Here is a 15,339-nt window from a genome sequence, read left to right as displayed (position 1 = left end):
TCGTATAGGTAACCGTCAATCCAGAACTGGCTGTTCCCGTTAAGGCAAAATCCGCGTCACCATATTGCTTGTTAACATTCGCGAATGTTATCGTTTGATTTCCTTTTACAATATTAAAATTGATGGTTGCCGGGTCACTATCTCCCACAGTATTAGTTGCTTTTACTGTTACCGAAGCCGTAGAAACAGCTGTTGGTGTTCCGGTAATGGCTCCTGTTGTGGTATTTAATGACAATCCCGCTGGTAAAGTTCCTGTTACCAACGCATAGCTTGTTGGATTACCTGTAGCCGAAATAGTCTGACTAAAAGCCGTTCCTACCGTTCCGTTAAAAGTAGCTCCCGTAACCACTGGCGCTACTGGCGGCAAACCTGTAGCCGTCATATTAAAGTTATCGATCGACACTCCGTTATCCGCTCCTGATAGATTCGTTGTTACCCAGCTAAATCCAAAGGATGCTCCGGCAGCAATATTCAGCCCAGTTAAGGTAAATTCTGCTACCGGTGTGGTGGAAACGTTACCATTTGTTCCGGTTGCCACTCCTGAAAAGTCTTTTGCATTTAAAGTCGTATTAGTGGCTAATGCACCGGTTCCCGTAAGATCCCATCCGGAAGTATTAGCACCTCCGTAGCGCCATTGCTGATAATCCCAGGAAATTTTCAACGAGGTAATTGTTGTTCCTGAATTATTTACAAAACTTAGTTTATACGTGTGTGTATTACTAGAACCCGAAGCCAGGGCCCCTAAACTAAAGTTTGCTACTGGTGATGTCACCCCATAGGCGTAAAATCCACCTGCAGTCCCCGTACCGGTAGCTCTTCCATTAAAAGTGGCTGAAGTACTTGCTAAGGACCAACCTGCCGGAATCGTATTATTCGCATCTGTTGAATTGCCCGGGTTGTATGCATCAAAATTGTCCGATTTGGTGTAAGGCAAAGCAGTAATACTCACCTGTCCCCATGTGTTTAGCCCCATAAAGCATACCACTAGGAACATGGCGTACTTTAATGATAGGCGATGTAGTTTTTGTTTCATAAATTTATTTTTGTTTTTTTGAGACTTCAAAGATATAAAGATGTTACATAATTTGAAAATGAGTATGTTACCAATATATTAATTAACACCCTAAAATTCTTTTCATCGCATTTTTCATACTCTTTATCGTCATATATTCTTATATTTTGATTGTTTTGTATTAAAAAAAAGGAAATCCTGTCAGATTGACCATAACGGTTATCTAACAGGATCAAAATTATTCCTCTCAAAAATAAAAACTATCGTTTCATACTAAAATGCGCCTTAAATTCTTTTTGCACACCCTCGTCATAATAATGCAATACGAACCAATAATCGGTCGAAGGTAACGGGTAGCCATTATAGGTTCCGTCCCATCCTCTTTCTTTGGGCGAAATTTGTTTGATCAACTTTCCATAGCGATCAAAAATGGTAATATTCGCCTTTTCCGGATTTGGTAAATCTTTTATATTCCAGTAATCATGGTACGAATCCCCGTTTGGCGTAAAGTAACGCGGATAGTTCAACACCAATACACGTAGCGGACTGTCGCCACATCCTTTTTTATCACGTACCCGAACGGTATAATACCCGGCAGTACTTACCTGAAAAATCGGACTATCCTGAAACGGACCGTCGTTTAACTGGTATTCGTAATCACCGGATCCCTGTGCCGAAACCACAATGATCTGATCCAGATCGAAGGCTTCTTTTACGATAGCCTGTACGACTGCCGCCGATGAAACACTAATCGTTGCCGAAGTCGTTCCCTGACAACCGCTGGCGGTATCGGTTACGGTTACGGTATAAGTCCCCGGTTGCGTTACCGAAAGGGTTGGTGTTGTATTAGGCAATGTTCCGTTGTTTGACGTCCACACAAACGTATGTCCGGCTGCCGGAATACCCGGATTTAAAACGACCGGAGCGATCAGATTTCCCGTTACCGGATTCACACAAGTCGCCTGATTCTCTAAATGGGGTTGCGGTGCGTTTTTTAGCAACACGGTTAGTTGTTGCATCGGTCCCAAACAACCTGTCACCGCGTCTTTTTCCTGAACCTGTATGGTATAGGTTCCGGCCGGTGAACTCCCCCAGTTTACTTTAATTTCGTTTGTACCCGCCGGATTGGCAAAACTTATTGCTCCGGAAAAGTTCGGATTCGGAATGGTCCAGCTATATACCGAACCCGGTGTTCCCAATCCGTTGTTTTCGGTAGCGTCGACCTTATAGACCGAAGAACTCGTCCCCTGACAGATGACCTGTTGGGCATAACCCGTAATCCCCATCCCAAACAGGATACTACTACAGGTATTCAGAACAAGTTTTCTTAGTTTCGGATTCACAGCGTGTGTTATTATATGACTTCTTTTTTGATTCATTCTGTTGTTTTTCTCCAATCTGCCGATCGCTATCGGTTTACTAATTGAAAATGATTGCTGATGTGGTTGGTGCCGATGGTTGCGGGTTTACGGTTTCGTTTTGTACCGGTGAAAAACATCCGCCGGCGTTTTGTACCGTTACCGGATACGAACCTTGTCCCACGTTATTAAAAATCGGGCTTGTCTGGTAATTCACACCATCGATACTATACGTCAATCCGGTTCCCAGTGGTGCAGTTACTTCGATCGTAGCCATCGGTTGCGAACAAGTAGGCTGCGTTACCACTACGGTAGGTGTTACCGGTGCTACCGGTTGTGCATCGATCGTTAATGGCGTTGCCGCCGAAATACAACCACCCGGTACTTTTACCGTAACATTGTAAGTAGCTCCAGCCGTAAGCCCTGTAAACTGCATTCCAGTCTGGTAGTTTGTTCCGTCAACACTATATTCATAACCGGTTCCAGTTGGTCCGGTAACGGTTATCGTTCCTGTAGGCACTGTACATGTTGGTTGTTGTGTTACCGAAGCTACCGGTGCCGATGGTGCTGCCGGTTGCGCATTGATCACAGCTGGTGTACTTCCTGAAATACAACCTGCCGCACTTTTAATAGTTACGTTATACGATCCTGTCGTAACGCCATTGAAAACATTTGATGTCTGGTAGTTTACACCATCAATACTATACGTATATCCGGTTCCTGTGGCTGGTGGTGTTACCGTAATGGTTCCCGTTGCTACAGTACAGGTTGGCTGATCTAAGGTCGCAACCGGGTTGGCTGGCGCCGCTTCTATCGTGATGGTAAGATTTACAGGTGTTCCGGGACATCCGGAAGCATTGGTTTCGATAACCTGTAGCGTATAAACTCCCGCAGGGGTTGTTCCCCAGTTAATCGTGATCGCATTGGCATTTACATTGGGTGTTCCGGTAATGGTTCCGGCAAATGCAGCAGGTGTTACCGACCAGGCATAGGTTGATCCCGCAGGTCCCGTACCCGGGGTATTTACACTATAATTCTTTATAGCGCCGACACAGATGGTTTGTTGCGCATACGTTCCTAAGGTAGCCAACATCACTATCGTGAAAATTAATGTTTTAAAATAGTTCTTTTTCATTATTGTGTTTTTGATGAGTTTCTTTCTTTTTTAATTGTAATAAATTCCCATTGTGGTTGGTTTTGAGACCACTTTTAAGGTTGCCGCATACGAATGTTCCTGACAACTCGGTGTTGTCACAAAACAGTAATACTGGTTGCCGTTAAATCCGATTGGAGCATTCGATATCGTTAATACTGCTGTTGTTGCTCCGGAATAAGGCGCCGAGTTGGTCACATTTACCCAGTTTCCGGCACTGTTTAATAATTTCCATTGATAGGTAGCACCCGCCGGATTGCTCATAGCTACTGTAAAAGTCGCTGATTGTCCTTCACATATCGTACGCTGTACAGGTTGTGTTGTTATCGAAGTCGTATTCGATACCGTATAGTTATGAATCCCAATGTCGTCGCAACTTTCCGTTGATGTTGAATTCCATTCGCTCGGTACGTAAACACTGTTCGGAGCCACTACGTCGTTTCGACGGATCATGGTGTATCCGGTATTATCCGGTGCATTTACCGCATCGATTACGTTTCCGTTTTTAACCAGCTCAAAACCGTCATCGGCATTAAATCCGGTTGAATAAGAGATATTCTGTGTAAACGTACAAATCGGCGCATCGTTCCCGATTCGGATCAGGTATAAGCTTCCGGAAGCTAAATTTCCGGAAAGGTTTACCGTATAGGATGGCACAGGATCACCGGCCGTTCCGTATCGCAGAACAGCATATTGCGACAAGTTGATGGTCGCTCCGGTTCCGTTATACAATTCGATAATTCCGCCATCGCCACGCTCGGCATCGTATAATTCTGAAATAAACAGGTCGGAATATAAGGCTGTACAAGTCGATCGAAGCACCGTAAATGGAGCCGAATTACCTGTACAACTGTTTGTGGTAATGCTCACCGGACCTGTGGTACTTCCCACCGGCACTACTGCTTCGATAAGGGTATTTGAAATAACGGTAAAAGACGTTGCCGGTACGCCGTTAAACGCAACTGCCGACGTTCCGGATCCGTTCATAAATCCATTTCCGTTGATTTTAATCAGAGCATTGACCGGTGCCGATGTTGGCAGAAAACTCGTTACCGTAGGTTGTGTACAAGCTGTGGTTATAATTCCGTTAAAGGTAAAATCGTTAATACTAAAAGTTCCTCCAGCTGCAGAAGCGCCCCAGGCGTAAAGCCGGAAGGTAATCGGAGCCGTAATGTTCTGATAGGCTGCTGCCGCTAAGCTAATGGTTGTTCCCGTTGCATTTGCCGCACCAATATTGGTTCCGTAGCCATCTAATGACGATCGGAACGAAAAGGATGTCGGACCGGTTCCGGAAGCTTGTCCCGTATATTCAAAACTGGCAAATTTTATCAGGTAACCAGACGAAGGTGTGAGTGTAAATTCAAAATATTTGGTATTCGAAAGGGTTCCGGAATTCCAACCCGTAGCATTATACCGGTTGTTGGTGTTGGTTCCGGTTATCCCCGATCCGCGACCGATACCCGAAACGGTGATGTTCGGACTTACCGTTTGTCCGGCCGTATACGGATTGGCCGTATTGGGATTTGTCCCGGTTATCGGATTAGTAAAAATTGCCTGTCCCTGCGTCGTATTGATCGCGAACAGCATTAGTACCAATGCTCCGAAAAAACGTTGTTTAGAAAATAATTCTGATATGTTGAATTGTAATAATTTCATTCAAATAAGTTCTTTTTTATTGTATTCCGCTCCATTCAATTTGAGCGATACAAAAATATAGAACCCTAATAACCAGATACTAATTACCACATTATCATATACTATGCATAAGGTTATCATTCTGTTAACTCATCACTTATGTCCATAAAAAAAGCCTCTCAGTGAGAGGCTCTTAGGCATGCTATTCAAAAAACTATTATTTTTTAATCACTTTTATGGATTGTGATTGTCCGTTTGCTTTAACCTGTAGGATATAAGCTCCTGTTGGCAATACACTCATGTCTACTAAGGCAGTTGTTGCATTTGGTTGTACCGCCATTACGCGCTGTCCAACTAAATTAAACACCTCAACCGAAGTAATATCATTTGTATAGGTTACTGTAAACTTATCTACTACCGGGTTTGGATAGTATTTTAATCCCGGCATGTTGAAAGAAGCCGATCCTAATGTTACTGTAGCTGTTACCGCTAGTGGCGTTAAACTTCTACATCCTCCAACGGTGTGCATAGCATAGTAAATCGCTCCGTTTACCAATTGCGTAGTCGACGCCAATGGGTTAACATTTGCTATAGCATCTGCTTCGGTAGCATACCATACTATTGCTGTTCCTGTTGCAACAAGGTTGGCTACAGTCGCATCCGACGGTGCATTTACGTTGAAAGTCTGCGTTGCACTTCCTGTTGGTGCAGCCGGTGCCGCGGTTACATTTACTGTTACCGTCGATTCGGTATAACATCCCGTAGTTGGGTTGGTTCCTCTAACGGTATACGTAGTTGTTGTAGCTGGCGATACCGATACAGTACTTCCGGTTAAGTTACCCGGCATCCAAGTCCAGTTTAAGTCACCAGGTCCTGTTGCATTTGTCTGACCTCCGAATACTACGTTTAATCTGTTTTTAGATAAAGCCGCAGTCGGATTTGTTGTTGCCAATACTGTTGTCGATGACGGTGTACTAGTTGTCGCTGATGCCGTAGTATTATCGGCTGTTGCCGTATAATATGTGATCGCATTATAGGTTAAATCCGCTCCATCTTGTCTGATATCAATAATAATATTAGATGTTCCATCCCATACATATGGTGTTGTAAAAGTGATGGTGTTTAATCCTACCGCATGCGTATAGGTTGCTGGTCCGTAAACTAAGTTTAATCCGGTTGTTGTAAATCCGGTTAACGATGAATTCGTTGTTGTTCCAATTCGGATTGTAAAGTTGGTTACGTTTGTTCCACTTCCTAATGTTGTGATTCGGTAAGCAAGCGACGTAATATTCCCCGGTTTTAATCCGGCTGCTGTTAACTCCGCTGCAGTAAATACCGTTTGATTCCAGTATTGTGCCCAACGGTTACAGAAAGCTGTTGGTTGTGCTGTATCGCCTGTTAATGTCGTTCCGGTTCCAACGGTTACCGTTCCAGGACCTACCGTTTGCGTTGTCGCTGCTAATGATGATGACGTTCCTTCACAAATTGTTGCCGGAGTTGCGGCAACATTCACTACCGGATTCGGGTTGATGTTTACAACCACTGTTGCTGTTGTAGCACAGCTTCCAGCCGATTGTGATGCTGTTACTGTATAAGTAGTCGTAGCCGTTGGATTAAATGTCCATCCATTTGTCGCATTTCCGGTTACTCCGGTTGCAGGCGACCAGGTATAGGTATCGTAGTTTGATCCTCCTGTTGCAAGTGTAATGGCGCTACTTGATGATCCGCTACAAACTGCCGCTGTACTGTTTGCACTTAACGTAATAGCCGGTGCAGAAGTAACCGTTGCTACTACCTCTGTTCTTGGTGAAGCACATGACAAATCGAATTTCCAGTTATAGAAGCCCATAAAATACGTTTGATCGAATCCGTTTCCAGTAATGTTTGCTGCCGCAGACGTATACGGATAGGTCGATCCGGACGTATTACGACTCACTCCACCCGATGGTAACGTTGGATATAACTGGTAACTTCCAGGTGTTAATGTGTGATTTAACGTAATCGTTTGTGCTGTTGCTCCTCCACCTACGTTCGTTACATATGGATAAGTCGCAATTACAGTTCCTGATGAACTACGAACAATAATAGCTCCGTTTTGTCCTGATGTTACCGGGAATACATCAACCGAAATCAGTTTTGTATTTTGTAAAACGGTAAAGTTTACATCCCACTCGATTGTTTGTGTTCCAATTGTTCCACCTTGAGCTGTTGGTGAAACCGGTCCTACACCTGTAGTTCCCGGAACACTTGTTTCTACCCAAAACGATGTTGTTGTTGAAATTACCGGTGTATTAAAAGTTCCACCGGTTCCAAGTGCTGTTCCGCCGGTTTGTGCCGCATACCAGTTCATTGTTCCGCCGGCTGCCGTAGCCGCAAGTGCTGCCGATCCGGTTCCACATACCGTTCCCGGTGTTGTTCCTGTTATATCAAAATAATCACATTTGGTTGTAAAGGTAGTAGAAGCTGCCCACGCACTAAAATCGCCGCTTCCACAGTTGGATCGCACATAAACCGTATAGATTGTTGAAGGTGCCAGTCCGGTAACGTTTTGTGTTACCACTCCTGCAGCAGATGTTCCTGAAGCTCCCAATCCGGTTGCGCCACTTCCTGCCGCACCACTACTTCTCACTTCATATTCGTATCCGTTTGCCGGTGCTGTTGCCGGTGCTGTCCACGCAATTGTAGCGCTGTTTTTAGTGATCGCACTTGACACAACTGCTGTCGGTGCAAAACAAGTTGGTACCGTAGAGGTCAAGGAAATATTATCTAATGATGCCGGTGGATTCACTCCATCAGACGAGTCGTTTTTCCATACAAATACCAATCGTTTTGTTTTTCCGACTACATAGTTCATCTGTGCCGTAGTGAACGAATAAGTCACCGCTGTTGTAGTAGTCGGATTGACTGTTCCCGCACGTTGCAACAAGTAGTACCCTGTTGTTCCGTTGGTATACCCGGTCCATCCTGTAGTGGTGGTATTGGTTCCGGTTGGTCCAACATTGGTTGGGGTAATATTCGTATCGATAATGTAAACCATCAGGTTGTCATAATTTCCGTCATTTCCGTTTCCACGCCAGTCAAATGCAAGGTTTACCGCTGTCGCTCCGGCCGGGAACGCAATATCTCTATAGAAAAATGATCTGCTGGTAGCTCCTGTATTGTAATTCCACGTGGTTCCTCCATCATTGGAAATAAAGGCTCCTCTGTTTCCGGTAAACCATCCCGGAGTTGTTCCCAAAGCCCATTTGTTGGTTGTATCGTCTAAAGCCGTCCATCCGTTGGCAGCCAGCGTGGCTCCTGTTTCGAAACCGCCATCTCCCGTAGGGCTAATTAAAACCGTTTGGGCTTGTAGCTGTCCCATCCAAAGGGTAAGCATAAACAAACAAAACGCACTCCAACCCTGTGTCGGTTTTTTATGCCATCCAAATTTGCTTAATAAAGTAGTTTTTTTCATAAATATAATATTAACAGTTTATTAGCACCAATGTAAGCAAATATTGATCATCTATCATAAAAACTTATCGTTTTAATAAACAAAAAAGAACATTATAACAAAATAAAAACACTATATGCATTATATTAACTTATTGTTTGTTTTATAGCGCATCGTGTTATCTCCAAAAGAGCATTTATCAGAACCATAAAACCATCCGTTTTTTAACCGGAGTCCAATAAAAAAGGGCTGTCATTACGACAGCCCTTCCCTATAACTAAAAATAGATTAATTATTTTTTAATCACTTTTACCGACTGTGATTGTCCGTTTGCTTTAATCTGCATGATATAGGCTCCTGTTGGTAATGCACTCATATCTACTAAAGCTGTTGTAGCATTTGGTTGTACCGCAATTACACGTTGACCAATCAGGTTAAATACCTCAACCGAAGTAATATCGTTTGTATACGTTACCGTAAACACATCGATTACCGGGTTTGGATAGTATTTTAATCCTGCCATATCAAATGATGCTGAACGTAACGTTAATGTTACCGTTACTGCCAATGGCGTTGTACTTCTACATCCACCTACAGTTTGCATAGCATAGTAAGTCGCTCCCTGAACCAATTGTGTTCCTGCTGCGATTGGATTGATATTCGCCAAAGCATCCGCTTCGGTAGCATACCATACCACTGCTGTTCCAGTCACTACGATATCTTCGATCGTAACATCAGCAGGAGTGTTTCCACTAATCGCCTGCGTTGTATTTCCTGTTGGTGCAGCCGGTACCGGGTTAACATTTACTGTTACAGTCGATTCCGTATAACATCCTGTTGTTGGATTTGTTCCTCTAACAGTATACGTAGTCGTTGTAGCCGGTGTTACCGTTACCGAACTTCCGGTTAAGTTACCCGGCATCCATGTCCAGTTTAAGTCACCTGCTCCTGTTGAAGCCACCTGTCCTCCGAATACTACGTTTAATCTGTTTTTAGATAAACTTGGTGTTGGGTTACTTGTTGCTAATACTGTTGTCGATGACACTGTACTTGTTGTAGCCGATACCGTAGTATTATCAGTCGTAGCCGTATAATACGTAATTGCATTATTGGTTGAATCTGCTCCATCCTGTCTGATGTCTACAATAATGTTAGACACTCCATCCCATACATATGGTGTTGCAAAAGTGATGGTATTTAATCCTACGGAATGCGTATAGGTTGCCGGTCCGTAAACTAAGTTTAATCCGGTTGTTGTAAATCCTGTTAATACGGAATTTGTTGTTGTTCCGATTCTAACCGTGAAGTTATTTACATTCGTTCCGCTTCCTAATGTTGTAATTCTGTAGGCGATCGAAGTAATGTTTCCTGGTTTTAATCCTGCTGCTGTTAACTCTGCCGCAGTAAATACGGTTTGGTTCCAGTACTGTGCCCAACGGTTACAGAATGCAGTTGGTTGTGCCGTTTCACTGGTTAACGTTGTTCCAGTTCCTAATGTGATGGTACCTGGCGCTGATGTTGTTGTTGTTGCAACAAGCGCAGCCGATGTTCCTTCACAAATTGTTGACGGTGTTGCCGCAACGTTTACTACCGGTGCCGGGTTGATATTTACCACTACTGTAGCATCGATGTTACATCCGCTAACAGAGTTTGACGCTCTTACAGTATAAGTTGTCGTAGCTGTTGGGTTAAATGTCCATCCGTTTGTTACATCTCCGGTTACTCCGGTTGCCGGTGTCCATGTATAGGTATCATAACTTGAAGCACCTGCTGTAACGGTTACCGCAGCACTTGATGATCCGCTACAAACCACAGCTGTACTAGCTGTACTTAACGTTAATGCCGGTGGCGTTGTTACAGTTGCTATTACTTCTGTTCTTGCTGATGTACAAGAATCTTCGAATTTCCAGTTATACATTCCCATAAAATAAACAGGATCATAACCATTTCCATTGATTCTCGCTACTGAAGACGTATACGGATATACGGCTCCTGTTGTATTACGGCTTACTCCAGCCGTTGGTAATGTTGGATACAACTGGTAGTTTCCTGGTTGTAAAACATGATTTAACGTAATGGTTTGTGCTGTTGCACCTCCGCCTACGTTTGTAGTATACGGATAGGTAGCAATTACAGTTCCTGTTGAACTACGAACAATGATCGCTCCAGTTTGTCCGGATGTTACCGGGAATATATCTACTGAAGTCAATTTAGTACTTTTTAAAACAGTGAAGTTGTTTTCCCATGCCGTTGTTTGTACTCCGATTGTTCCGCCCTGTGCGGTTGGTGAAACCGGTCCAACTGCAACAATTCCATTCACTCTGCTGGATTCAACCCAGTACGATGTAGTTGCCGTGATTACAGGTGTTGTAAACGAAGCTCCTGTTCCAAGCGCTGCTCCTCCTGTTTGTGCTGCATACCAGCTAATATTTCCTTCATTGGCAGTTGCGCTTAAAGTAGCTGTTCCTTGTCCACAAATACTTGCTGGCGTGGTAGCCGAAATTACCGGTGGATTACATGGTGTTGTAAAGGTTACCGCTGTAGTCGTCCAGGCACTGGTGTTTCCAGATCCACAGTTAGAACGTACCCAAACATAGTATGTCGTTGATGGTGTTAATCCTGCTAATGGTGCCGTTACTGCTCCTGCAGCAGCCGTTGCATTAGGTGTTGCACCTGCTCCTGGCGCTGTATTGTTTTCCGAATAATAAATTTCATATCCGTTTGCTGGTGTCGATACAGAAGCTGTCCATGTTACGGTTGCTGTAAAGGCTGTGTTAGCCGTAGCTGCAACTGCTGTTGGAGGCATACATGAAGGCATTGCCACAACTGTTAACTTATAATCTTCTGCTTCCGTTCTTGTATTCGCACTCGCACAAGCATCCGGTGTACTATTGTTATAGTCAATTCGTACACGCATTCTATAGTCGCCTAATGCTGTTCCAGCCGGCACTACAAAACTTCCTGTCTGACCATCGCCATAAGCAGTAGTTGCATATACGCGCTCACTTGTTTCGAATACTAAATTGTTATTCCAGTCAACCCAGATAGCCGTTCCAACTGTTCCTCCGGTCACTGTAGTGGCAAAGTTGATCGTTCCTGTTGGATATTGTGCAACCGTTGCTGTTGCATAGTTATCCTGATATCCTCCCGTAGTGTATCCCGAAGCTGTATTCGAAATGTTGGTCGATCCACCTGTAGTGGTAAAACTATTGATATAAGTCGCCGATGATGTAGACGAAGGTACACAGTATCCTGTATAGAATGTTCCTCCCGCTACCCAAGTACTGGTATTTCCTGTACCACAGTTTGAACGTACCCAAACATAATAGGTTGTTGAAGGCGCTAATCCGCTAAGGGATGCTGTTACAGCTCCTGCTGCTGCTGTTGCAGTAGGTGTTGATCCGGCTGTTGGTGCCGTGTTGGTCGTAACATAATAAATATCATATCCGTTTGCCGGTGCCGACGTTGATGCCGTCCAGTTTACGGTTGCTGTTGCCGCTGTGTTTGCTACAGCAGTAACTGCTGATGGCGGTAAACACGATGGTACTGCAATTACGGTTAATTTGTAATCTTCCGCTTCTGTTCTTGTATTCGCATTCGAACATGCATCCGGTGTAGAACTGTTATAGTCAATTCGTACACGCATTCTGTAGTCTCCAAGTGCTGTTCCTGCCGGTACTACAAAACTTCCTGTCTGACCATCGCCATAAGCAGTAGTCGCATATACGCGCTCGCTTGTTTCGAACACTAAATTGTTATTCCAGTCAACCCAGATCGCTGTTCCAACTGTTCCTCCGGTCACTGTAGTGGCAAAGTTGATCGTTCCTGTTGGGTAATGACTAACTGCTGCCGTAGCATAGTTATCCTGATACCCTCCGGTGGTATATCCCGAAGCTGTGTTCGAAATATTCGTAGCACCGCCCGTGGTTACAAAACTGTTAATATAGGTAGCCGATGATGTTGACGAAGGTACACAGTATCCCGTGTAGAACGATCCTGCTGCGGCCCAGGTACTATACGTTCCCGATCCACAGTTTGAACGTACCCAAACATAATAGGTTGTTGAAGGCGCTAATCCGCTAAGGGATGCCGTTACTGCTCCTGCTGCTGCAGTTGCTGTAGGTGTTGATCCGGCAGTTGGCGCTGTGTTGGTTGTAACATAATAAATATCATATCCGCTTCCCGGTGTCGAAGTCGATGCCGTCCAGTTTACGGTTGCCGTTGTAGTCGTGTTGGCAACAGCGCTAACAGCTGTAGGTGGCACACATGATGGTGCTGCAATTACAGTTAGTTTGTAATCTTCCGCTTCTGTTCTTGTACTTGTATTCGAACATGGATCCGGAGTAATGTTGTTGTAGTCAATACGTACACGCATTCTGTAGTCTCCAAGTACTGTTCCTGCCGGTACTACAAAACTTCCCGTCTGACCGTTTCCATAGGCTGTCGTAACATATACGCGTTCGGTAGTATCGAATACTAAATCGTTATTCCAGTCAACCCAGATTGCAGTTCCTACAGTTCCACCTGTAATGGTAGTTGTAAAACCGATCGATCCCGTAGCATATTGACTAACGGTTGCCGTAGCATAATTATCCTGATATCCTCCGGTTGTATATCCGGAAGCGGTATTCGAAATATTCGTAGCGCCACCTGTAGTTACAAAACTGTTGATGTAGGTTGCAGATGATGTTGACGAAGGCACACAATGTCCGGTTCGGAAAGTAGCCGCAGTTGTCCAGTCACTCATATCGCCTCCGCCACAGTTGGCACGCACATATACTGAAAAATTCGTTGAAGTAGCCAATCCTGTAACCGCTGCAGTAGTTACTCCTGCTGCTGTTGCTCCGCTGTTTGCTAGTCCTGTAGCACCACTTCCCGCAGCACCACTGGTTCTGATTTCATATTCATATCCGCCACTAGGAGTCGATGCCGAAGCCGTCCAGTTAAGCGTTGCTGAAGTCGTTGTAATAGCCGAAATCAATACGTTCGATGCTTTTAAACACGTTGGTACGGTTGCGGTTAAGGAAATATTATCTACAGAAGCCGGTGGATTTGTTCCTCCTGATCCGTCATTTTTCCATACAAAAACCAAACGTTTGGTCTTACCGTCTACATAAGCACGTTGTGCCGCAGTAAGGTTAAACGTAATGTTGGTGGTAGTAGTTGGTGCTACGGTTCCATTCTGGCTTAACAAATAGTATCCTGTAGTACCATCGGTATAGTTTGTCCATCCGGTAGTAGTCGTATTGGTACCTGTTGGCCCTGATGTAGTTGGAGTAACGTTGGTATCTACAATATACACCTGTAGGTTGTCGTAGCTTCCGTCGTTACCGTTACCTCTCCAGTCGAATTTTAGGTTTACCACGGATACTCCAGTGGGAAACGTAACATCTCTGTAGAAATGAGAACGGTTTGCCGTTCCGTTTCCATAGGCCCATGTGGTACCCGAATCGTTGGAAACATAAGCACCTCCAGTACCCGTAAACCATCCCGGAACGGTTCCTACATTCCAGGTGTTAAGGGATGCATTTACAGCAGTCCATCCGTTTGCGGCGAATGTACTTCCATTTTCAAAGCCGCCTTCGGCATTGGGGTTAATTAAAACCGTTGTTTGTGCTCCTTGTGCACTTGCCTGGTGTCCCGCCAGCAATGCCATCAGTAACAAACAACTCAATTTAAAGTGCAGTTTCAATGCATTACGCCATCGAAACCCACTTAAATAAGTAGAGTTTTTCATAATAGTGTCATTAGTTTTTACAGGCAGCTAATTTAACAAAATAATAACACTGAAAAGATTTCAAATGCTTTTTAACAATTTAAAATCTGAAATAAATAAAAACCTCTCATTTTCTTAACAGTATAACCTTTTAAAGTTAAAATCAAATTGCATCACATCGTAATTTCACAATTTATTTTATAAATATTTCCAAAAAAAATCGCCCGGAGATTGCTCTCCGGGCGATTTCATATCGAATACGTTAATTTACGCGTTATTTCTTAATGATACGGATCTCCTGCATCGCATCGCCCGATTTTACATGGGCAATATAAGCTCCTGCTGCCAGGTCGCTCATATCGATCGTAGTCATTGTTTCCGTACTGTTTTTAACAATCACTTTCTGTCCTAACATATTGTAGATCGTAACATTACTGATTGGCTCTGAGTAGCTAATCGTGATAATGTCCGCTACCGGGTTAGGATAGTATTTTAACGCCGCTTTGTCGAATGACGATGTATCTAAAGTTACCGTTACGGTTACCGCTAATGGAGCAGTACTCGTACATCCCCCTACGGTTTGCATCGCATAGTAGGTTGTTCCGCTTACCAATTGAGTTCCCACTGCCAATGCATTGGTTCCCGCCATAGCATCTGCCGAAGTAGGATACCAGATCACATTGGTTCCGGTTACTACAATACTGGCGATAGTAGCTTCAGCTGGTGTGTTTACCGCGATAACTTGCGTGGCTGCTCCTGTTGGCGCACCTACTACATTGATCGTAACCGCTACTGCTAATCGTGTACTTTCACATCCGCCAACAGTTTGTGTTACATAATAGGTACCTGTTGCCAAAGCAACTGTAGTCGCCAAAGCAGTACCGCCTGTTGATTGATCATACCACTGAATTCCGGTTCCCGTAGCAACAAGATTGGCTACTGTTGCACCGCTACAGAACGATTGCGCCACTGCTGTTGGTTGTGCTGTTACATTTACAATAACATCTACCTGTAATCGGGCACTTTCACATC

7 protein-coding genes are annotated in these 15,339 nt (G+C 44.2%); all 7 read right to left on the bottom strand.

Annotated elements, in window-relative coordinates:
* The coding region (locus Q1R07_RS16360; RefSeq protein WP_300492276.1) for an Ig domain-containing protein at positions 1 to 1,033 on the bottom strand (1,033 nt) is incomplete at its 3' end.
* 239 nt (positions 1,034 to 1,272) lie between these two features.
* Positions 1,273 to 2,391 (bottom strand): T9SS type B sorting domain-containing protein, encoded by a 1,119-nt coding sequence (locus Q1R07_RS16355; protein ID WP_300492275.1) that lies wholly within the window; start codon positions 2,389 to 2,391, stop codon positions 1,273 to 1,275.
* Between the two features lie 40 nt (positions 2,392 to 2,431).
* Entirely contained in the window at positions 2,432 to 3,505 is a 1,074-nt protein-coding gene (locus tag Q1R07_RS16350; RefSeq protein ID WP_300492273.1) for a hypothetical protein, read from the bottom strand.
* 30 nt (positions 3,506 to 3,535) lie between these two features.
* Complete coding sequence (locus Q1R07_RS16345; protein ID WP_300492272.1) at positions 3,536 to 5,179, bottom strand: lamin tail domain-containing protein; 1,644 nt, start codon at positions 5,177 to 5,179, stop codon at positions 3,536 to 3,538.
* A 196-nt stretch (positions 5,180 to 5,375) separates the two neighbouring features.
* A complete protein-coding gene (locus tag Q1R07_RS16340; protein ID WP_300492270.1) occupies positions 5,376 to 8,612 on the bottom strand; it encodes a T9SS type A sorting domain-containing protein in 3,237 nt (1,078 codons plus the stop codon).
* Between the two features lie 271 nt (positions 8,613 to 8,883).
* The gene (locus tag Q1R07_RS16335; RefSeq protein ID WP_300492269.1) at positions 8,884 to 14,328 is read right to left on the bottom strand and encodes a GEVED domain-containing protein; all 5,445 of its coding nucleotides are present in this window, start codon (positions 14,326 to 14,328) and stop codon (positions 8,884 to 8,886) included.
* A 253-nt stretch (positions 14,329 to 14,581) separates the two neighbouring features.
* A partial coding sequence (locus tag Q1R07_RS16330; protein ID WP_300492268.1) for a T9SS type A sorting domain-containing protein occupies positions 14,582 to 15,339 on the bottom strand: 758 nt, incomplete at its 5' end.

The sequence above is a fragment of the Flavobacterium sp. genome, from assembly GCF_030146175.1.
GTDB lineage: Bacteria > Bacteroidota > Bacteroidia > Flavobacteriales > Flavobacteriaceae > Flavobacterium.
This window is presented reverse-complemented; position numbering and strand designations above follow the sequence as displayed.

What these genes read in the sequence shown, in the direction of transcription:
- Q1R07_RS16355 (WP_300492275.1), bottom strand. Translation starts at nt 2,391, where the DNA reads ATGAATCAAAAAAGAAGTCATATAATAACACACGCTGTGAATCCGAAA.
- Q1R07_RS16350 (WP_300492273.1), bottom strand. Translation starts at nt 3,505, where the DNA reads ATGAAAAAGAACTATTTTAAAACATTAATTTTCACGATAGTGATGTTG.
- Q1R07_RS16345 (WP_300492272.1), bottom strand. Translation starts at nt 5,179, where the DNA reads ATGAAATTATTACAATTCAACATATCAGAATTATTTTCTAAACAACGT.
- Q1R07_RS16340 (WP_300492270.1), bottom strand. Translation starts at nt 8,612, where the DNA reads ATGAAAAAAACTACTTTATTAAGCAAATTTGGATGGCATAAAAAACCG.
- Q1R07_RS16335 (WP_300492269.1), bottom strand. Translation starts at nt 14,328, where the DNA reads ATGAAAAACTCTACTTATTTAAGTGGGTTTCGATGGCGTAATGCATTG.